This window comes from Schlegelella aquatica (genome assembly GCF_026013905.1).
GTDB classification, from domain to species: Bacteria; Pseudomonadota; Gammaproteobacteria; order Burkholderiales; family Burkholderiaceae_C; genus Caldimonas; species Caldimonas aquatica.
Window position 1 is genome coordinate 2,623,625 of the sequence record NZ_CP110257.1, and the last position, 20,230, is coordinate 2,643,854.

The following is a 20,230-nucleotide window of genomic DNA, read 5'->3' on the forward strand; positions in this document are numbered from 1 at the left end:
TGCGCCCGCCCGCGTCGGGCTGGCTTGATCTGCATCACTGCCGCCGCTATACCCAAGGCGATGATGGGTCCAGGAGGTGATCCATGCGCGCGATGGTTCTGCACCAGCCGGGGCAGCCCCTGGTGGCCGAGGAGAGGCCCGACCCGACGCCCGGGCCAGGCGAGGTGCGCATCCGCGTGCTCGCTTGCGCCGTGTGCCGCACGGACCTGCATCTCGTCGACGGCGAACTGCCACCCGGGGGACTGCCCCGCATTCCGGGGCACGAGATCGTCGGCTGCATCGACATGCTCGGGCCCGGCGCCGAGGGCCTGCGGCTGGGGCAGCGGGTCGGCGTCGCGTGGCTGGGCCACAACTGCGGCATGTGCGAGAGCTGCTGCAGCGGCCGCGAGAACTTGTGCGACCAAGCGGGCTTCACCGGCTACACGCGCGACGGCGGCTACGCCACGCACATCGTGGCCGAGGCCCGTCATTGCTACCCGCTCGATCATCTGGCCTGGCCGCCCGAGCGCATCGCGCCGCTGATGTGCGCCGGGCTGATCGGCTGGCGGGCCTACAAGTTCGCCGGTCCTGCGCGCCGGCTCGGGCTCTACGGCTTCGGGGCCGCGGCGCACCTCTTGATCCAGGTCGCTCGCGCGCAAGGCCGGGAGGTCTATGCCTTCACACGCCCCGGCGACGAGGCCTCGCAGGCGCATGCGCGCGAGCTGGGTGCCTGCTGGGCTGGCGGCTCCGACGAAGCGCCGCCGCAGCCGCTCGATGCCGCGATCCTGTTCGCGCCGGTCGGCTCGCTCGTGCCCACGGCGCTCGCCGCGGTGCGCAAGGGCGGGCGCGTCGTGTGCGGGGGCATCCACATGAGCGACATCCCCGGCTTCCCCTACCGGCTGCTGTGGGGCGAGCGGCAGCTGATGTCGGTGGCCAACCTCACGCGGCAGGACGGGCACGAATTCCTCGCGCTGATACGCCGCATCCCCGTGCAGGCCGACGTGCAGCTCTACCCGCTCGAAGACGCGAACCGCGCCCTCGACGATCTGCGGGCCGGCCGTGTGCGAGGGGCGGCGGTGCTCAAGCCGTAGTGGCGGCATTCGGGGCGCCGGAGCACGGGGCGCGAGCCGCCGGGGGCTGGAGGCGAGTCGGCGCTGGGCCGGCCCTCGATGGCCCTCTATGATCGCGCCATGGCTTCCCCGATGACCTCCGGCACTCGCCGCGCGTGGCGGCCGCAGTGGCTCGACGAGCTGAGCCGCGAGACGTGGCGGGCAGATGCTCTGGCCGGGCTGCTGGGTGCCGTGCTGGTGCTGCCGCAGGCGATCGCCTTCGCCACGCTCGCAGGGCTTGCGCCCCAATACGGCCTGTACACGGCCCTCGTCCCCTGTGTGATCGCCGCACTGTTCGGCTCCAGCCGGTACGTGATGTCCGGCCCGACCAACGCGTTGTCGCTGGCGCTCTTCGCGATGCTGTCCCCGCTGGCCGCTCCCGGGTCGCCGGCCTACATCGAGCTCGCTCTCACGGTCACCGTGCTGGTCGGCTTGCTGCAACTGGCGATCGGACTGCTGCGGCTCGGCAGCCTCGCGCATTTCATCTCACCGGCCGCGCTGCTCGGCTTCACCGGCGGGGCGGCCGCGCTGATCGCCCTGCACGCCCTGGAGGACGTGCTGGGCGTCGCCGCGCCGGGCACCGAGCGCGGCAGCAGCGCGGTGCTCCGGCACCTGGCCGCCGGGCTCGGCCTTCTTCCGCACCAGCCCGCGTCCTGGCAGGAAGGTAGCGTCGTGGTGGGCCTCTTCACCCTCGGTGTGGCGCTCGCGGCGCGCCGTTGGAAGCGGCGTTGGCCGCACGCGCTGATCGGGCTCGCCGCGGGCACGCTGCTCGCGGCGGCACTCAACCGGCTCGGCGGCCCGTGGCACACCGCGGTAGTCGGCGCGATTCCCTCCGCTTGGCCGGCGTTCCATGTCCCCCAGGTCGACTGGACTCGTCTGCCCGAGCTGCTCGGCCTCGCCTTCGCGTTGACCATCGTCGCGCTGGGTCAGTCGATCTCCATCGCCAAGGTCCTGGCTTCGCGTGCGGGCGACCGGCTGGACGCCAACCGCGAGTTCGTGGGTCAGGGCCTGTCCAACGCGGTCGGCGGCTTCTTCTCGTCGTACGTGTCGTGCGGCTCGCTCAATCGCTCGCTGCCCAACTACGAGGCCGGGGCCCGAACGCCGATGGCGAGCGTGCTGTCCGCGGTGTGGCTCTTGGCCCTGGTGATGCTGAGCGCGCAGTGGCTGGCCGCGATCCCGATGGCGGCCGTGGCGGGGCTGCTGCTCTTGGTAGCCTGGAACCTGCTGGACCTGCCCCGCTGGCGCCAGACGTGGAAGCTCGACCGCGTGGAGTTCGCAATCGCGCTGGCGACCCTCGTGGCCACGGTGACGCTGCGCCTGGAGGTGGCGATCCTGGCGGGCACCATCCTCTCGCTGCTCGCCTACTTGCACCGCACCTCGCACCCGGCGATGCGCACGATGGGCTTCGACACGATGGACGAGGAGCGTCACTTCGTGGTCGTGGACGCAGCCCCCCGGGCCCTGCCCGAATGCCCGCAGCTCAAGCTGCTGCGCATGGAAGGCGCCGTGTACTTCGGCGCCGCGCAGCATGTGGCCGACCGGCTCGATGCGCTGCGAGCCGCCCCTCACGCGCCCAAGCACCTGCTGGTGATGGCCAAGAGCATGAACTTCATCGATCTGGCCGGCGCGCAGGTCTGGGAGGACGAGTTGCGGCTGCGGCGTGCGATGGGCGGCGACTTGTACTTCCATCGCCCGCGCCCGCCCGTGCTGGAGTTCTGGGAGCGCAGCGGCTTTCTGGACCGGCTGGGCCGCGATCATGTCTTTCCCGACAAGCGCCGCGCCCTCGCCACCATCTTCGGCCGGCTCGACCCGCGCATCTGCGCGGCCTGCCGGGCCCGTGTGTTCTGGGAGTGCCGCACCGCGCCGCTCGATTTGTCGCCCGATGAGCAAGGGCTCGGCGCAACCGCCGCAGCTGCCGCGCCGCCAGCCGCGCAGGCGGGCACGGCACTTGACTTTGACACGATGGGAGGCACCACAGTAGCGCTGAAGCCCGTCGGCGAGGCCGACGGTCCCTCACCCCAGCGGACCCAAGGAGTAGCGAATGAACCAGGTGTTTGAAGTGCAAGGCATGAGCTGCGGTCACTGCGTGCGCGCCGTGACGCAGGCGGTACAGAAGCTCGATGGCCAGGCGCGCGTGGAGGTGGACCTCGCCCGCGGCCGGGTGACGGTGGACACCGGCGCGGCCCGCGAAGCGGTGGTGCAGGCGATCGAGTCGGAGGGCTACCGGGTACGGCCCGCCAGCCCCCAGTGAGTCAGGCCGAGCCGGCGCGGTTGCGGCAGGCGATCCAGCGCTCGAAGTCCTCGGCCGGCATCGGCCGGGCAATCGCGTAGCCTTGCAGCAGGTCACAGCCGAGCTCCCGCAACGCACTGCCGATCGCCTCGGTCTCCACTCCCTCGGCCACGGTCGTGACGCCGAAGGCGTGGGCCAAGGCCACGACGGCGCGCACGATGTGCCGGTCGCCGTCGTCATCGAGCATGCGCCGCACGAAGCTGCGATCGATCTTGAGCGTGCGCACCGGCAGGCGCCGCAGGTACAGCAGCGAGGAATACCCCGTCCCGAAATCGTCGAGCGCGAAGCCGATGCCCAGCCGCACACAGGCCTGCATCACATCCGCCGAGGTGGCCAGATCGGCCAGGGCCTCGCTCTCCAGCACTTCGAGCTCCAGCCGCGAGGCGCACTGCACCCCCGCCTCGGCGAGCGCCTGCGAGAGCACCGCGGGAAAGCCGGTGCGCCCCAGCGTGGCCGCGCTCACGTTCACGCACACCGTGAGGTCCACCCCGGCCGACTCCCAGGCCGCCAGCTGGCGGGCCGCGGTGCGCAGCACCCACAGGTCGAGGTCCACCTGCAGCGGCGTGCCCTCCACCGCTGGCAGGAACTGGCCGGGCAACAGTACCCCGTGCTCGGGGTGATGCCAACGCAGCAGCACCTCGGCGCCATCCAGCCGGCCGTCGGCCGCGCGCACTTTGGGCTGGAAGTACAGCCGCAACTGGCCACCCACGAGCGCCGCTTGCAGGGCCGCCGTCTGGTCGTCGTGCACGACGAGCTCGTCGGCGTCGGCCGCATAGGCGGTGCGGCTGCCACCGCGCTGCCTGGCCCGATGCATCGCCTCGTTGGCGAGCACGAAGAGATGGTCGGGACTGCTGGTGTCGTCGGGGTAGAGGGACACGCCGATGCTGACCGACAAAGCCAGGGGTTCGGGCAGCGGATAGGGCGGCGCGAGCGTGGACACCACCCGGCGCAGGACCGTATCCACGTCGGCGCGACCCTTCACCTCGCCCAGCAGCAACGCGAACTCGTCGCCCCCGATGCGCGCGAGGGTGTCGCCGGTGCGCAGCACGCCTTGCATGCGGTCGGCCAGCTGCACCAGGCAGCGGTCGCCCGCCTCGTGCCCGAAGCGTCCGTTGATCTCGTGGAAGCCGTCGAGGTCGAACACGCACACGGCCACCTTCTGGCCGTGGCGGCGCGCGCGCTCCATCACGGTGGCCAGCCGCTCGCCCATCAGCCGCCGGTTCGGCAGCCCGGTGAGCGCATCGTAGTGGGCGAGCCGGTCCAGCAGCTCCTGGTCGCGCTTTTGCGCCGTGATGTCGCTGAAGATGCCGATGTAGTGCGTCGGCTGTCCGTCGTCGCCGGCCACCGACAGAATGCGCAGCCACTCGGCATACACCTCACCGCTGGCACGGCGGTTCCAAATCTCGCCCTGCCAGCGCCCCGTCTCCTTCAGGCTCTTCCACATCTGCGAATAGAACGACGGGTCGTGCCGCCCGGAAGACAGCAACGAGGGCGTTTGGCCGAGCACTGCGTCGCGCGCATAGCCGGTGATCTCGACGAACGCGTCGTTGACCTCCAGCACGCGCGAGTGCGAATCGGTGATGAGCACCCCTTCCCGCGTGCCGTTGAACACCTGCAGCAGCAAGTGCACCCGCTCATGCAAGGCCAGCAGCGGATCGTGGCGTTCCCGCCCGCCTTGATCCCTGTCTAGCGATGGTTTCACCGCGTGCGGCGGCGCCGAAGGGGGCATGGAGGCAGGGTCGGCCACGGTTCTTGCTCGAAAGAAGTTCGGTGCTTTGGCGTGGCGCGCTGGCCCGGCCGGCGCGCGGAAGGAAGATTGTCCCAGCGTTCTCGTCCTCGCCGCGCACAGCCGCCCAGCCATTCGAGTCGAACTTGATCTGACTCAATCTTCGAGTGCGCTCAAGGCGAGCAAGAAGTGCGCCCCCGCGGCGCCCTTTCGCACTTCGCAAAAGGTGCCACGCGAGGGACTTCCTCCCTGGCGCAACGCCGAGGCCCAGGGCCTCGGCGCCGCTAGCTGAACAGCCACCACACCGCGCCCAGACTGACGGCGGGCACGAACAGCAGCAGCAGCACGCGCAGCACGTCGCTCGCCAGGAACGGCAGCACACCCTTGTAGGTTTCGCCCATCGGCACGTCCTTGCACACGCTGTTGACGACGTACACGTTCAAGCCCACCGGCGGCGCGATGAGGCCGATCTCCACCACCATCAGCACCAGAATGCCGAACCAGATCGCTTTGTCCTGCGCGCCCAGGCCCCAAAGATCGAGGCTCATGATCGCGGGGAACAGCACGGGGATGGTGAGCAGGATCATCGACAGCTCATCCATCACGCAACCGAGGATGACGTAGAAGATCAGCACGCAGCCCACGATCACGAGCGGCGAGATCTCCAGGCCCGACACCCAAGCCGCGAGGTTGGCGGGCATCTGCGTGAGCGCAAGCGCCGCGTTCATCATGTCCGCGCCGAGGAAGATCATGAAGACCATCGCCGACGTTTCCGCCGTGCCGAGAAAAGAGCGCTTGATCCCGGAGAGTGTGAGCTCCCGCTTGGCCAACCCGGCGAGGAAGGTGCCGATCGCGCCGACGGCCGCACCCTCGGTCGGTGTGAACAGGCCCGTGTAGATGCCGCCGAACACGATGAGGAAGATCGTCGCGATCGGCCACACGCCGAGCAGTGCCTTCCAACGCTCGTTCCACGGCAGCGGCTGAGAGGGTTGGGCGAGTTCGGGACGCACGCGGCAGTAGATGGCGACGACGGCGATGTAGCCGAGCGCTGCGAGAAGCCCCGGCACGAAGGCCGCGGCGAACAGCTTGGCGATGTTCTGCTCGGTCAGGATCGCATAGACCACGAGCGGCACCGACGGCGGGATCAGGATGCCCAACGTGCCGCCCGTGGCCAACACGCCGGTGGACAGCCGGCCGTGGTAGCCGTGCACCTTCATCTCGGGATACGCCACCTGCGCGATGGTGGCCGAGGTGGCGACGGAGGAGCCGCACACGGCACCGAAAGCCGCCGCGGCCAGGATCGCTGCCATGCCCAGGCCGCCCCGGATGTGGCCGATGAAGGCCGCGGCGGCCTTGAACAGTGCGCGCGACAGGCCGCCTTGCGTGGCGAACTGCCCCATCAGCAGGAACAGCGGGATCACCGACAGGTCATAGACGGTCAGGCGCGCGACGGCAGAGCCCTTGAGGGTGTTGAGCAGCGCGATGTCGTTCGTCATCGCCCAGTAGCCCACGGCTCCGGGGATGAACATCGCCGCGGCGATGGGAACGCGCAGCGCCATCAGCGCGAGCATCGCCGCGAACATGGTCAGGCCGATGCCAGTGGGGCTCATACGGGCACCTCCACGCTGCGGCCGGTGAAGTGGCACCAAGCCTGATAGATCGCGATCGCCATGGTCAGCGCGAAGCCCGGGGCCAGCACCGCATACACGATCCACATCGGCAAGCCGAGGATCATGGAGGTCTCGCCCGCGTCCTGCACCGAGGTCGCCCCCACGGCCGTACGCCACGCCAGCAGGGCCGTCATCGCAGCCAGCAGCACCGCGCCGATGCCGTCCAGCAGCCGCTGCGTGCGCGCGGCCGCCCGCGCGGTGAAGAAGTCCACGATGATGTTGGCGCCATGCAGCTGGCACCACGGCAGGCACAGCGAGATGGCCAAAGCGATGCCGAATTGTGTCAGCTCAACATCTCCTGGGATCGGAGAGGACCACAATGCACGGCCGATGATGCTCGACGCGGTGAGGACACCGACGGCACTGGCGGCCAGGCCTCCGAGCAAGGCGAATAGCAGCGCGAAAAATCGCAATACGACTAGCATGCAAGACACTCCGCGGTGACGGGCGGAATCGACGCAGGGCCGCCCGTCACCGGACGGCCCCGTCTTCGTGATAGGAGGGGTGCGCGCAAGGTGAGGCCCGCAAGCCCGCGCACGCGACCGCGGGGCCCAAGCCCGCCCCACGAGCGGGGCGGTCGTCCTCTTCGATGGCGCCGGGCGCTAGACCGCGGCGCCGATCACGCTCACTTCTTGCCGTACTTCGAGAGCAGGTCGCGCGCGTCCTGGAGCATTTGCTTGCCCGGCATGCCGAGCTTGTCCATCGAGGCGACCCACTCGTCATACAAGGGCGCGGACGCCTTGATCCAGTTGTCCACCTCGGCGGCCGGGATGGTGTAGAAGGTGTTGCCCCGGTCCACCGCCGGCTTGCGGCCCACCGCCTGGCTCTCATCCCAGATCTTGCCCGCCTGCGCCGACAGCCCCGCACCGCTGTTGCGGTCGATCACGGCCTTCAGGTCGGCCGGCAGACCGTCGTACTTGGCCTTGTTCATCGCGATGATGAACACGGCCGTGTACAGCCCCGGCTTGGAGGGATCCGTCTCGGAGTGGTACTTGACCATCTCGTGCAGCTTGACCGAGGGAATCACCTCCCACGGCAGCAAAAAGCCGTCGATGACGCCCTTGCTCACGGCCTCCGAGACGGCAGGCAGCGGCATGGCCACCGGCGTGGCGCCGAGCGAGGCCAGCAGCTTGTTCGTCATGCGCGTGGGCGCACGCATCTTGAGACCCTTGAGGTCGGCCAGCGTCTTGATCTGCTTGTCGCGCGTGTGCACGTAGCCCTCGTCATGCACGGCGAACATGAGCGGCTTGACGTTGGCGAATTCCTTCTGGCCATACTTCTGGTAGAAGTCCCACGCGGCCTTCGCACCGGCCTCGGCGGAGGGCACGAGGAACGGCAGTTCGAACACCTCCATCACCGGGAAACGCCCCGCCGTGTAGCCCGGCAGCGTGAAGACGATGTCCACCACGCCGTCCTTGGCCTGGTCGATCAGTTGCGCCGGCGTGCCGCCCAGCTGCATCGCCGGGAAGATCTGGCACTTCATCTTGTTGTTGGATTCGGCCGCGATCTTGTCGCACCAGGGCTGCAAGATCTTGGTGGGCGGCATCGCCTGCGGCGGCCAGAAGTGATGGACCTTGAGGGTCACTTCCTGTGCCTGAGCGGCGAGCCCGGTGAAGGCGGCGGCCAGGGCGACTGCGCCGAGCTTGAGGATGCGTTTCATGACGGATGTCTCCTTCTATGGGTGTGTCTTCCGGGCCCCTTGGCACGGGGCCCGGCTCAGCAGCGCGTGGAACGCGACGGGCCGACGGCCCGCGCCCCTTCAGACGACCAGGGCCGGCGCCGGCAGCACCGTCCCCGCGCACTCACCGAAACCGATGCGGGCTCGACCGGCTCCAGCGGCGTACGCGCGCAGCAGCACAGTATCGCCATCCTGCAGGAAAGTGCGAGTCTCGCCGTTCGGTAATCGCACTGGCTTCTGCCCACCGCACGTAAGTTCGAGTAGCGAACCACCCTGATCCTCCCCGGGGCCGGACTGGGTGCCCGTCCCGAGCAGGTCGCCCGCCTGGAGGTTGCACCCATTGACGGTGTGGTGCGCCACCATTTGCGCCACCGTCCAGTAGGCATCCGCGAAGTTGGACGCCATCAACCGGTGCGGCGGCTCGCCCGCACGCCGCATGGCCTCGGTCTGCAACCACACTTCGAGCGTGAGGTCGATGCCGCCGCGCGCGCGGTTGTCCGGCGAGTCGAGGTACGGCAGGGGCTGGGGGTCGCCCTCGGGGTGGGCGAACGGCACGCGGAAGGGCGCGAGCGCCTCGAGGGTGACGATCCACGGCGAGATGGTGGTCGCGAAGTTCTTTGCCAGGAAGGGCCCCAGGGGCTGGTACTCCCAGGCCTGGATGTCCCGTGCCGACCAGTCGTTCAGCAGCACCACCCCGAAGACGTGATCCTCCGCCTCGGCCATGGGGATCGGCTCGCCCAGCGCATTGCCGGGGCCGACGAACACCCCGAGCTCCAGCTCGTAGTCGAGCCGCTGGCAGGGCCCGAAGCGCGGCGCCGCATCCTGCGGACCCTTCGTTTGCCCCAGGGGACGACGGAAGGTCTGGCCGCTCACGCCGATCGAGGAGCTGCGGCCGTGGTAGCCGATGGGCACCCACTTGTAGTTGGGCAGCAGCGGGTTGTCGGGCCGGAACAGCTTGCCGACGGCCGTGGCGTGATGGATGCCGGTGTAGAAGTCGGTGTAGTCGCCGATGCGCGCGGGCAGCCCGTACTCGGCCTCGGCTTGATCGACCAGGCAAGGCTCCACCACGGCGCGCTGCGCGCTGCCTTCGCGCAACGCGCGCGACAGCGCCAGGCGCAGCGCGCTCCAGTGAGCAGGGCCCAGCGCCATCAGCTCGTTGAGCTGAGGCTGCGCGGCGGCTGCCAGCGCTTGCGCGGCGACACCCTCGAAGGGCTGCACACGGTGCAGCGCTGCAAGGTCGACGATCGCATCGCCGATCGCCACGCCGCCGCGCCAGGGCTCGTCGCGGCCGCGGCGGCGAAAGCTGGCGAAGGGCAGGTTCTGGATCGGGAAATCGTGATCCGGACGGTTGGCGCTATCCACCCAGCTGCGCAGGGCGGGATCGTGGGTCTCGTTGATCGGGGACATGGGTTCCTTCCGGTGGTCGCTCGGCGAGCGGGGGGCGGCCGCGTCAGCCGGCCGCGGCCAGCGTGTTGCTGCGGGCCAGCGCAATGGCCTCGGACAGCACGGCGCGATCGCCGACATGGTTGGCCAGGATGATCACGAGCTTGGCGAGGAACATCTCCGCCTGCTCGTCGCTCAGGTCGCGCTGGGCGTTGATCAGCTCCTCGTAGAAAGCGTCGTGCTCGGCGATGTTGGGTTGACGGTTCACAGACATGGCTTCACGGTGCGTTGGCAGTCGGGAGGTCAGGCGACGATCAGGCCAGGCTGCGGCCGAGCGCCCGAGCGAGGGCGGCCTCGGCCGCGGCGCGGTCGAAGCGGCGCCAGCGGGCTGCGACGTACTGGTCAGGACGGATCAGGTAGACCGTGCCCGGCTGACCATCGTAGCGCTGGGTGAGCACGCCGGCGCGGTCGACGATGTCGCGGCCGACCTGCAAAACCGCGGCTTCGACGTTGCCGACGCGCACCGGCTCGGCGGGCCCGAAGCTCAGCAGCACGAAACCATCGCCCAACTGGTTGAGCAGCCAGCCGGGCTGGCCGGCCACCTCGATGGGCGCATCGGCGCAGTTGGTGCCCGGCGTCATGCGCCCGGCAAACGGCTCGGCATCCGGGGTGTTGAGCGGCGAGTGCACGTAGGGCGTCGGCGTCGACAGCCGCCCGCTGTTGACCAGCGGGCGCGCGAACGGCTCGGTGCGCGCCAGCTCCAGCACCGCATTGCGCAGGCGCAGCGAGGTGCGGCTCTTGGGCGTGATGAAGTCGGTCGAGCGCGTGGAGTTGAGCAGGTTGTCGTCGGCGGCGAACGCGCGCTCGTCGTGGTAGGTGTCCAGCAGGGCCTCGGGCGCGTCGCCGTCCAGCACGGCCTTGAGCTTCCAGCTCAGGTTGTCGCAGTCCTGCACGCCGCTGTTGGCGCCGCGCGCGCCGAAGGGCGAGACCTGGTGCGCCGCATCGCCGGCGAAGATCACGCGGCCGTGGCGGAAGCGGTCGATGCGCCGGCAGGCGAACTGGTACACCGACACCCACTCCAGCTCGAACGGCACGTCCGGCCCCAGCATCGCCTGGATGCGGGGGATGACCTTCTCGGGCTTCTTCTCCTCGTTCGGGTCGGCATCCCAGCCGAGCTGGAAGTCGATGCGCCAGACGTTGTCGCACTGCTTGTGCAGCAGCACGCTCTGGTTGCGATGGAAGGGCGGGTCGAACCAGAACCAGCGCTCGGTCGGGAAGTCGGCCTTCATCACCACGTCGGCGATGAGGAAGCGGTCCTGGAAGAACTGGCCGGTGAAGTCCGCGCCGATCATGCGGCGCGTGTCGCTGCTGGCGCCGTCGCAGGCGATCAGCCACGACGCCTCGGTCTTGAAGATGCCGTCGGGCGTCTCGATCGTCAGCACCACGTGGTCGTCGTGCGTCTCGATCGCCAGCACCTTGTGCTTCCAGCGCAGGTCCACCCGCGGCGACTCGTCGCACGCACGCACCAGCCGCTCCTCCAGGTAGTACTGCTGGAGGTTGATCATCGCCGGCATCTTGTGGTGGTCTTCGGGCAGCAGGTCGAACTGGTAGACCAGCTCGTCGCGGAAGAACACCTTGCCCACCTTCCATTGCACACCCTGGGCCACCAGATCGTCACCGAGGCCCAGGCGATCCCAGATCTCCAGCGGGCGCTTGGCGTAGCAGACGGCTCGCGAGCCGATGCTCACGGTGTTGTTGTCGTCCAGCACCACCGTGGGAATGCCACGGGCCGCGCAGTCCAGCGCCTGGGTCATGCCCACGGGGCCGGCGCCGATCACCACCACGGGGTGGCGGACACGCTCGCCGCTGCGCTGTTCGTCGCTCTGCCGATACTCGTACTGGGGATAGGTGTAGGTATGCAACATGGTCAAGGGTTCCTCAGGGCGAAACAGCCCAGGCCGCTGGCGAAGCGGCCGACGGGTCACTGTCACGCGGAAATCGGGCGGCTCAGTCGAGCGCGTGGAATTCCTTCTCGTGCATCCAGGCGGCGTGCTTCGGCGCGCGCTTGGTCTGGGCCCACTCGTTGAGCATGTCCCACTTGACCGCATCGAGCTTCTCGTACATGTCGGGCGTGCCGACATCGGCCGCCAGTTCCACGCGGTGGCCGTTCGGGTCGAAGAAGTAGATGCTCTTGAAGATGGTGTGGTCCGTCACGCCAACGACGGGGATGCCGGCCGCCTCCAGGCGCGCCTTCGTGGCCTCGAGCGTCTCCACGCTGTCCACCTTGAACGCGATGTGCTGGACCCATTCGGGCGTGTTCTCGTCACGGCCCATGGCCGGCGAGTTGGGCAGCTCGAAGAAGGCAAGCACGTTGCCCTGCCCGGCGTCCAGGAACACGTGCATGTAGGGATCGGGCGCCTTGGTCGAGGGCACTTGGTCCTCGGCGATCGCCAGGACGAAGTTCATGTTCAGGTGCTTCACGTACCACTCGACGGTTTCCTTGGCGTCCTTGCAGCGGTAGGCGACGTGATGGATGCGTTCGATCTTCATGATCTGTCTCCTCTGAGGTGGTGCTGGATCAGCCTTCCAGGGTTTCCCACATTTGCCGGTCGCGCTCGGCGGTCCACACCCGCGGGTCGGGGTATTGCGTGGCCTCGTCGTAGCAGCGCGTCACGTCGAACGGCATGCAGTGGTCGAAGATGACCCAGTGGCCGTACTTCGGCTGCAGCCGCGCGTAGGTGTCCTTGTAGACCGTCTTGAGGTCCTTGCCGGCCTTCACCCCTTCCTGGACGCAGGCGTACACGTCGGAGATGAACGCCTTGGTGCCGGCCAGGCCCGCCTGCACTTCCTCGGGGGTTTGCAGCGCTGCACCGCGGCCGGGCACGAGCTTCTCGGGCCGCAGCGCGGCGATGTTGTCCAGCGTCTGCGGCCAGTCCTTGAAGTAGGCATCCCCGGCATAGGGCGTGGCGTCGAACTCGACCAGGTCGCCGGAGAACAGGATCTTCTGCTGGGGCAGCCAGGCCACCGTGTCGCCCTTGGTGTGGCCGCGGCCCAGTTGCAGCAATTGCACCTCCAGCTTGCCCAGCCAGATCGTCATCTTGCCGGTGAAAGTGATGGTGGGCCACGTCAGGCCCGGCGGCACCGACTCGACGGCACGGAACAGACGCGGAAAGCGCCCGATCTCGCTGGCCTTGTCGGCCTCGCCGCGCTCGACGATGAGATCGTAGGTGTCCTGGCTGGCGATGATGTGCTCCGGTTGGTAGGCCGAGGCGCCCAGCACGCGCACCGCGTGGTAGTGCGACAGCACCACGTACTTGATCGGCTTGTCGGTAACTTCACGGATGCGGCGGATCACGTCCTGCGCCATCACCGGGGTGGCCTGGGTGTCGATCACCATCACCGCGTCGTCGCCGACGATCACCCCGGTGTTCGGGTCGCCTTCGGCGGTGTAGGCGTACGCGTTGTCGGACAGCTTGGTGAAGCTGACCTTCTTCTCCTGAAGGTCAGCTTGAGAGGCGAAGGCTTTGGTCATCGTGGCTCCTGCTCTTGGCGGCCCGCCCGGCGAGGTTGAGCGGGATTCAATGAAAGCGAAATCGTTCGTCTATACCGAATGGGTGTTGATGTTAGTTAACTCGTTTGATAATGTCTAATGCTTGACCCCTTTGCACGGTCGTTCTCAGGGTAAACACCTACTCGGAGCGCGGCCACAATCCCGCCTGCCCTGCGGTGGCCGCCGGGCGGCACATCGACGATTTCCGTGGACGACGACAAGACCATAGAACGCGACCGACGCGGTATCCAGAGCGTCGAAGTGGGCGGGCAGCTGCTACTGGCGCTGGCCCACCATGGGCGCGCCATGCCGCTCAAGGACTTGGCGCGCGAGGCCGGCATGTCGCCCGCCAAGGCGCACCCGTACCTCGTGAGCTTCGGCAAGCTCGGGCTGATCGAGCAGGACAGCGCCTCCGGGCACTACGGCCTGGGGCCGCTGGCCTTGCAGCTCGGGCTCATCAGCCTGCAGCAGGCCGATCCGGTGCGCATCGCCACCCCGCTGATCGCCGATCTCGCCCAGCGTCTGGGCCATACCGTGGGCATCGCCGTGTGGGGCACGCGCGGGCCCACCTTCGTGCGGCTGGAGGAATCGCCTGCCGCCGTGCACGTGAACATGCGGCACGGCACGGTGGTGTCGATCACCGACACCGCCTCGGGCCGGCTCTTCGCGGCGTACCGGCCCGCCGCGGAGGTGCGCGCCCTGCTGGAAGACGAGCGCCGGCGCGAGAAGCTCGAACGCGCGCGCCCCGCCCCCGGCATGCCGGCGGCGCCACCCCTGCCCACGTGGAAGGAGTTCGAGCGGCAACTGGCGGACGTGCGCGCCCACGGGATGAGCCGCAGCGAAGGCTCGGTCATCGAGGGCGTGAGCGCGATGTCCGCCCCGGTGTTCGACCACACCGGCGCGATGGTGATGGCGGTCACCGCCATCGGCCCGTCGGGCACCTTCGACACGCGCTGGGATGGCGCCATCGCGCGGGCACTGCGCGAGTGCGCCGACCACGTCTCGCAACGCATCGGCGGGCGCAAGCCGGTGGCCCCGTAGGGCTTGCAGCGCGGGCCCTGCGGCGCCCCACCCTCACGGGGGTGTCGACCCGGCTCCGGGCGGCCGAGCGCCGGGCCGTATGTGTTGGCCCCCGGGGCTTGCGCCCCACCCCCCACGGGGGTGTCGGCCCGGCTCCGGGCGGCCGAGCGCCGGGCCTCAGCCGCCCTGCCCCTTGCCCCCGATCATCGCGCTGATCTCGTGCGCGGCCTTCAGCAGCTTGGGCAGGAAGCGCTCGAGCATCACCACGGGCGGCGTGCGGTGCTGCTGGCCGCTCACGTTGATGGCGGCCACCACCTCGCCCTGACGCCCGCGGATGGGCGCCGCGAGCGACACCAGGCCTTCTTCCAGTTCCTCGGCCACGAGAGCCCAGCCCTGCATGCGCACCTGCTCGATCAGCTCCCGCAGGCGCGCCGGGTCGGTCACGGTCTTGGGCGTGCGCGGTTCCAGGCGCATCTGCGCCAGGCGGGCCTCCAGCGCTGCCGGCGGCAGGCCGGCGAGCAGCACGCGGCCCATGGAGGTGCAGTAGGCGGGCAGCCGGCTGCCCACGCCGAGGTTGATCGCCATGATCTTGTGGGTGGGCACCCGCAGCACGTACACGATGTCGGTGCCGTCCAGCACGGCGGCCGAGCAGGACTCCTTGACGTCCTGCACCAGATCCTCCATCACCGGCTCGGCCAGGTTCCACAGCGGCAGCGAACTGAGATAGGCGAAGCCCAAGTCCAGGATCTTGGGCGTCAGCCGGAAAAGCCGGCCCTCGGCCTCCACGTAGCCCAGATGCTGCAAGGTGTGCAGGATGCGCCGGGCCCCGGCGCGCGTGAGGCCGGCGCGCTCGGCCACCTCGGCGATGGTCTGCGCGGGGGCTTCGGCGCTGAAAGTGCGCACCACGGCCAAGCCGCGGGCGAAGGACTGCACGTAGCTGTCGCCGGGGGCGGGCCCCTCCCCCTCGGCAGGGGGAGCGGGCGGGCGCGAGACGGAGGCGAGGCGCTCGGCGGCGGAGCGAGCCGGCCCGGCGGGCTCGCGCCCGGGCCGAACTGTGGTTGAGCGAGGGGGCATGGTGAAGTAGAGTAGACTTTGAAGTTCTTATACTGAACGCAAGTTCGAATATCGAACACGCGGAGGTATTTTTCCTCTGCCTGTTCGGCAAGCGCACATGATCAACAAAATCTATCCCTCTGTCGAGGCCGCCCTGGCCGACGTGCGGGACGGCTCCACGGTGATGATCGGCGGCTTCGGCACCGCCGGCATTCCGACCCGGCTGATCGATGGACTCATCGCGCAAGGCGCGAAGGACCTCACGATCGTCAACAACAACGCCGGCAACGGCGACACGGGCCTGGCGGCGCTGCTCAAGACCGGCCGGGTGCGCAAGATCATCTGCTCGTTCCCCCGCCAGGCCGACTCGTGGGTCTTCGACGAGCTCTACCGCAGCGGCAGGATCGAGCTGGAGTTGGTGCCCCAGGGCAACCTGGCCGAGCGCATCCGGGCCGCGGGCGCGGGCATCGGGGCCTTCTACACGCCCACGGGCTACGGCACGCGGCTGGCCGAAGGCAAGGAGACGCGCGAAATCCACGGCAAACCCTACGTGCTCGAGTACCCGATCCACGCCGACCTCGCGCTCATCAAGGCCGAGCGCGCCGACCGCTGGGGCAACCTCACCTACCGCATGACCGCACGGAATTTCGGCCCCATCATGGCCACCGCCGCGCGATGCACCGTCGTCGAGGTGCCCGAGATCGTCGAACTCGGCGCGCTCGACCCCGAGGCCGTCGTGACCCCGGGCATCTTCGTGCACCGCGTAGTGCAGGTCGAACGCACCGTCACGCAGGCGGGCGGCTTCAAGAAGGAGGCCGCGTGATGGCGAAATGGAGCCGTGACCAGATGGCCGCGCGGGTGGCGCGCGACATCCCCGAGGGCGCCTACGTCAACCTGGGCATCGGCCTGCCGACGCTGGTGGCCAACCACATCCCCGCCGACCGCGAGGTGATCTTGCACAGCGAGAACGGCGTGCTGGGCATGGGCCCCGCCCCCGCGCCCGGCGAGGAGGACTACGACCTCATCAACGCCGGCAAGCAGCCGGTCACGTTGCGCCCCGGCGGGTGCTTCTTCCATCATGCCGACAGCTTCGCGATGATGCGCGGGGGCCACCTCGATGTGTGCGTGCTGGGGGCCTTCCAGGTGGCCGCGAGTGGCGATCTCGCCAACTGGCACACCGGCGCACCGGACGCGATCCCGGCCGTCGGCGGCGCGATGGACCTGGCCATCGGCGCGAAAAGGACCTACGTGATGATGGAACACCTCACCAAGGCCGGCGAGAGCAAGCTGGTGCCCCGGTGCACCTACCCGCTCACCGGCCTGGCCTGCGTGAGCCGCGTCTACACCGACCTCGCGGTCATCGACCTGGTCGGCGGTACCGCGCGGGTCATCGACATCGCCGAGGGCCTGTCGTTCGACGAACTGCAGCGCGTGACGGCCGTCCCGCTGGTGGACGCGCGCACCTAGGACGACCGGCCGGCCCTCGATCCCCCCTTTCTTCCACGACCCGCAAGAACAGCCATGACTGCACACGCCTACATCTGCGACGCGGTTCGCACCCCCTTCGGCCGCTACGGCGGCGCCCTCTCGTCGGTGCGCACCGACGACCTCGCCGCCGTGCCGATCGCGGCGTTGATGGCCCGCAATCCCAAGGTGGACTGGGCCGCCGTGGCCGACGTGATCTACGGCTGCGCGAACCAGGCCGGCGAGGACAACCGCAACGTCGCGCGCATGGCGGCGCTCCTGGCCGGCCTGCCACAGGACGTGCCGGGCGCGACGGTCAACCGCCTGTGCGGCTCGGGCCTGGACGCGGTGGGCAGCGCCGCGCGCGCGATCAAGGCTGGCGAGGCCGAGTTGATGATCGCCGGCGGGGTCGAGAGCATGAGCCGCGCGCCCTTCGTCATGCCCAAGGCCGAGACGGCCTTCTCGCGCAACAACGCGGTGTACGACACCACCATCGGCTGGCGCTTCGTCAACCCGCTGATGAAAGCCAGGTACGGCATCGACTCGATGCCCGAGACGGCCGAGAACGTCGCGGCCGACTTCCACATCAGCCGCGAGGACCAGGACAAGATGGCGCTGGCCTCTCAGCTCAAGGCCGTCGCAGCGCAGAAGGCCGGCTTCTTCGACCGCGAGATCGTGCCGGTGACCATCCCGCAGAAGAAGGGTGAGCCCGTCGTCGTGGACCGCGACGAGCACCCGCGCGAGACGTCGCTGGAGGCCCTGGCCAAGCTCAAAGGCGTGGTGCGCCCGGACGGCACCGTCACCGCCGGCAACGCCTCGGGCGTCAACGACGGCGCGTGTGCGCTCATCCTGGCCAGCGAAGCGGCCGCCGCGCGCCACGGCCTCACGCCGCGCGCACGCGTGGTGGGCATGGCGGTGGCCGGCGTGCCGCCGCGCATCATGGGCATCGGCCCGGCACCGGCCACGCGCAAGGTGCTGGAGCTCACCGGCCTCACGCTCGACCAGATGGACGTGATCGAGCTGAACGAGGCGTTCGCCGCGCAAGGCCTGGCCGTGCTGCGCCAACTGGGCCTGGCCGACGACGACCCGCGCGTCAACCCCAACGGCGGCGCGATCGCGCTGGGCCATCCGCTCGGCGCCTCGGGTGCGCGGCTGGCCACCACCGCGGTGAACCAGCTGCACCGCATCCAGGGCCGCTATGCGCTGTGCACCATGTGCATCGGCGTGGGCCAAGGCATCGCAGTGATCCTCGAGCGGGTCTGAGCTCCACGTTGCTGCCCGGGCGGTGCATCGCCCCGCCCGGGCACGCAGGCCCGGCCGTGCCGGCCGCGGTACGCAGGGCCGCGCCGTGCAGGGCCGACCGGCGCGGCTTTGTATCTTGGCCCCGGGGCTCAGGTCACATCCGTTCGCCGCCCGGCGCCAAGTCGGCGGGGGGCACCGGCGATGTCGCCTGCTCGCCGTGCGCTGCCTGGAGCCCTTCGGTCAGTGCCTTCAGCCGTTCTTCGTCCAGCGTCTCGCGCTGCAGCAGCTCGCGCGCGCAGCGCTCCAGGATGGCGCGGTTGCGGCGCAGGATCTCGCAAGTGCGCTCGAAGGCGCCCATCACGATGCCGCGCACCGCCTCGTCGATCTTCTCTTGCGTGGCGGCACTGGCGCGCACCTCGTTGCCGGCCAGGCCCGGCACGTCGATGAAGCGCTGCCGTGGCGCCTCGTAGGCCACGTAGCCCAGCGACTCCTCCATGCCGTAGCGTGTGACCATGTCGCGCGCGATGTCGGTCACCTTGGCCAGATCGTCGGCCGCCCCGGTCGACAGGTGGCCGAACACGAGCTTCTCGGCGGCGCGCCCGCCCAGCAGCACCATGATCTTGTGCTCCAGCTCGTCGCGCGTCATCAGGAAGCGGTCTTCGGTCGGCCGCTGGATCGTGTAGCCCAGCGCACCGATGCCGCGCGGGATGATCGACACCTTGTGCACGGCCCCGCTGCCCGGCAGCGCTAGCGCCACCAACGCATGGCCCATCTCGTGGTAGGCGACCACCTCGCGCTCCTTGGGATTGAGCAGGCGGTTGCGCTTTTCCAAGCCGGCGACGATGCGCTCGATCGCCGTGGTGAAGTCCACCAGCGCCACCTCGCTCGCCCCCCGGCGCGTGGCGGCGAGCGCGGCCTCGTTGCACAGGTTCGCCAGGTCCGCGCCCGAGAAGCCCGGCGTGAGCGCCGCCACTTGTTCGAGGTCCACCCCTGGGGCGAGCCGGATCTTGCGCGTGTGCACCTTGAGGATCTGCACGCGACCCTGCTTGTCCGGCCGGTCCACCAGCACCTGCCGGTCGAAGCGCCCGGCGCGCAGCAGCGCGGGGTCGAGGATCTCGGGCCGGTTGGTCGCGGCCAGCAGCACCAGGCCCGACGAACTGTCGAAGCCATCGAGCTCCACCAGGAGCTGGTTGAGCGTCTGCTCGCGCTCGTCGTGCCCGCCCACCAGGCCTGCTGCGCCGCGGGCACGCCCCAGGGCGTCGAGTTCGTCGATGAAGATGATGGCCGGCGCCTTGGCACGCGCCTGCTCGAAGAGGTCTCGCACGCGGGCCGCGCCCACGCCGACGAACATCTCGACGAACTCGCTGCCGCTGATGCTGAAGAAGGGCACCCCGGCCTCGCCCGCCACGGCCTTGGCGATCAGCGTCTTGCCGGTGCCCGGGGGGCCGACCAGCAACACGCCCTTGGGCATGCGCGCCCCCAGCCGCCCGTAGCCCCCCGGGTCCTTCAGGAAGGCCACGATCTCCTGCAGTTCGGCTTTGGCCTCGTCCACACCGGCCACGTCGGCGAAGGTCACGCCGGTGTTCTTCTCGACGTACACCTTCGCGCGGCTCTTGCCGATGCTCATGAAGCCGCCCATGCCCTGCTTCTCGGCGACTTTGCGCAACAGGAAGAACCACAGCGCGAAGAACACCGCCGCCGGCACCACCCACGAGAGAATGTCGCGCAGCCACGTGCTCTCGATCACGCGGCTGTAGGGCACCTGGTAGCGCTCGAGCCGCTCGGCGAGCGCCGGCTCCACGCGGGTCGCGACGATGACCGTCTTGCCGCCGGGGTCCGGCGACTTGAGCTTGCCGGTCACGGTGGTCTCGCCCACCACGACCTCGGCCACGCGCCCGTCGGCCAGGGCCTTCTCGAACTCGCTGTACGGCACCGGCTCCACGGTGCGGGCCGTCTGCCAGATCGACTGGATCCACATCAGCGCGAGGAGCGCCAGCAGCCAGTAGCCGATGGACCAGCGGGTCTTGGGATCGGGCAACATCGTCGGTTTCATACGCGCAGCGTCC

The 20,230-nt window shown here is 69.4% G+C and carries 18 protein-coding genes; 7 read left to right on the forward strand and 11 right to left on the reverse strand.

Annotated elements, in window-relative coordinates:
- The first annotated feature begins 83 nt into the window (after nucleotides 1-83).
- The 3 genes from OMP39_RS11950 (at nucleotide 84) to OMP39_RS11960 (ending at nucleotide 3,339) form a co-directional block, all read left to right on the forward strand.
- Nucleotides 84-1,070 carry a zinc-dependent alcohol dehydrogenase family protein gene (locus OMP39_RS11950; RefSeq protein WP_264891944.1) on the forward strand — a complete coding sequence of 329 codons (987 nt, stop codon included), beginning with the start codon at nucleotides 84-86 and terminating at the stop codon, nucleotides 1,068-1,070.
- Between the two features lie 111 nt (nucleotides 1,071-1,181).
- Nucleotides 1,182-3,146 (forward strand): SulP family inorganic anion transporter, encoded by a 1,965-nt coding sequence (locus OMP39_RS11955; protein ID WP_264891945.1) that lies wholly within the window; start codon nucleotides 1,182-1,184, stop codon nucleotides 3,144-3,146.
- Nucleotides 3,130-3,339 (forward strand): heavy-metal-associated domain-containing protein, encoded by a 210-nt coding sequence (locus OMP39_RS11960; protein ID WP_264891946.1) that lies wholly within the window; start codon nucleotides 3,130-3,132, stop codon nucleotides 3,337-3,339. The genes OMP39_RS11955 and OMP39_RS11960 overlap by 17 nt, the downstream gene beginning before the upstream one ends.
- A gap of 1 nt (nucleotide 3,340) precedes the next feature.
- Here the strand turns inward: OMP39_RS11960 and OMP39_RS11965 are convergent, their stop codons facing one another.
- From OMP39_RS11965 to OMP39_RS12005, 9 genes are all read right to left on the reverse strand, one after another.
- Nucleotides 3,341-5,080, reverse strand: a complete 1,740-nt coding sequence (locus OMP39_RS11965; protein ID WP_264891947.1) for a putative bifunctional diguanylate cyclase/phosphodiesterase — start codon at nucleotides 5,078-5,080, stop codon at nucleotides 3,341-3,343.
- Nucleotides 5,081-5,388: 308 nt separating this feature from the next.
- The gene (locus OMP39_RS11970; RefSeq protein ID WP_264891948.1) at nucleotides 5,389-6,714 is read right to left on the reverse strand and encodes a TRAP transporter large permease; all 1,326 of its coding nucleotides are present in this window, start codon (nucleotides 6,712-6,714) and stop codon (nucleotides 5,389-5,391) included.
- Entirely contained in the window at nucleotides 6,711-7,199 is a 489-nt protein-coding gene (locus tag OMP39_RS11975) for a TRAP transporter small permease (protein WP_264891949.1), read from the reverse strand. Before OMP39_RS11975 ends, OMP39_RS11970 begins: the two co-directional genes overlap by 4 nt.
- Nucleotides 7,200-7,399: 200 nt before the next feature.
- A complete protein-coding gene (locus tag OMP39_RS11980; protein ID WP_264891950.1) occupies nucleotides 7,400-8,434 on the reverse strand; it encodes a TRAP transporter substrate-binding protein in 1,035 nt (344 codons plus the stop codon).
- 99 nt (nucleotides 8,435-8,533) lie between these two features.
- The gene (gene fahA / locus OMP39_RS11985; RefSeq protein WP_264891951.1) at nucleotides 8,534-9,859 is read right to left on the reverse strand and encodes a fumarylacetoacetase; all 1,326 of its coding nucleotides are present in this window, start codon (nucleotides 9,857-9,859) and stop codon (nucleotides 8,534-8,536) included.
- Nucleotides 9,860-9,902: 43 nt separating this feature from the next.
- Entirely contained in the window at nucleotides 9,903-10,109 is a 207-nt protein-coding gene (locus OMP39_RS11990) for a DUF2783 domain-containing protein (protein ID WP_264891952.1), read from the reverse strand.
- 40 nt (nucleotides 10,110-10,149) lie between these two features.
- Complete coding sequence (locus tag OMP39_RS11995; protein ID WP_264894558.1) at nucleotides 10,150-11,760, reverse strand: FAD-dependent oxidoreductase; 1,611 nt, start codon at nucleotides 11,758-11,760, stop codon at nucleotides 10,150-10,152.
- 82 nt (nucleotides 11,761-11,842) lie between these two features.
- A complete protein-coding gene (locus OMP39_RS12000; protein ID WP_143968369.1) occupies nucleotides 11,843-12,385 on the reverse strand; it encodes a VOC family protein in 543 nt (180 codons plus the stop codon).
- 28 nt (nucleotides 12,386-12,413) lie between these two features.
- A complete protein-coding gene (locus OMP39_RS12005) occupies nucleotides 12,414-13,367 on the reverse strand; it encodes an MBL fold metallo-hydrolase (RefSeq protein ID WP_264891953.1) in 954 nt (317 codons plus the stop codon).
- 225 nt (nucleotides 13,368-13,592) lie between these two features.
- On the opposite strand from OMP39_RS12005, the gene OMP39_RS12010 reads away from it, so the two are divergent.
- Nucleotides 13,593-14,426 carry an IclR family transcriptional regulator gene (locus OMP39_RS12010; protein ID WP_264891954.1) on the forward strand — a complete coding sequence of 278 codons (834 nt, stop codon included), beginning with the start codon at nucleotides 13,593-13,595 and terminating at the stop codon, nucleotides 14,424-14,426.
- A gap of 156 nt (nucleotides 14,427-14,582) precedes the next feature.
- Here OMP39_RS12010 and OMP39_RS12015 read toward each other — a convergent pair whose 3' ends face one another.
- Nucleotides 14,583-15,479, reverse strand: a complete 897-nt coding sequence (locus tag OMP39_RS12015; protein WP_425340634.1) for an IclR family transcriptional regulator — start codon at nucleotides 15,477-15,479, stop codon at nucleotides 14,583-14,585.
- A gap of 97 nt (nucleotides 15,480-15,576) precedes the next feature.
- Here OMP39_RS12015 and OMP39_RS12020 point away from each other — a divergent pair, with 97 nt between their 5' ends.
- Genes OMP39_RS12020 through pcaF form a run of 3 tightly spaced genes read left to right on the forward strand, consistent with a single transcriptional unit; the run spans nucleotide 15,577 to nucleotide 18,185 of the window.
- The gene (locus tag OMP39_RS12020) at nucleotides 15,577-16,281 is read left to right on the forward strand and encodes a 3-oxoacid CoA-transferase subunit A (protein WP_264891956.1); all 705 of its coding nucleotides are present in this window, start codon (nucleotides 15,577-15,579) and stop codon (nucleotides 16,279-16,281) included.
- Nucleotides 16,281-16,925, forward strand: a complete 645-nt coding sequence (locus tag OMP39_RS12025; protein WP_264891957.1) for a 3-oxoacid CoA-transferase subunit B — start codon at nucleotides 16,281-16,283, stop codon at nucleotides 16,923-16,925. The genes OMP39_RS12020 and OMP39_RS12025 overlap by 1 nt, the downstream gene beginning before the upstream one ends.
- Nucleotides 16,926-16,979: 54 nt before the next feature.
- The gene (gene pcaF / locus OMP39_RS12030) at nucleotides 16,980-18,185 is read left to right on the forward strand and encodes a 3-oxoadipyl-CoA thiolase (RefSeq protein ID WP_264891958.1); all 1,206 of its coding nucleotides are present in this window, start codon (nucleotides 16,980-16,982) and stop codon (nucleotides 18,183-18,185) included.
- 133 nt (nucleotides 18,186-18,318) lie between these two features.
- Here the strand turns inward: pcaF and ftsH are convergent, their stop codons facing one another.
- A complete protein-coding gene (gene ftsH, locus OMP39_RS12035) occupies nucleotides 18,319-20,217 on the reverse strand; it encodes an ATP-dependent zinc metalloprotease FtsH (RefSeq protein WP_264891959.1) in 1,899 nt (632 codons plus the stop codon).
- Nucleotides 20,218-20,230 lie beyond the last annotated feature (13 nt).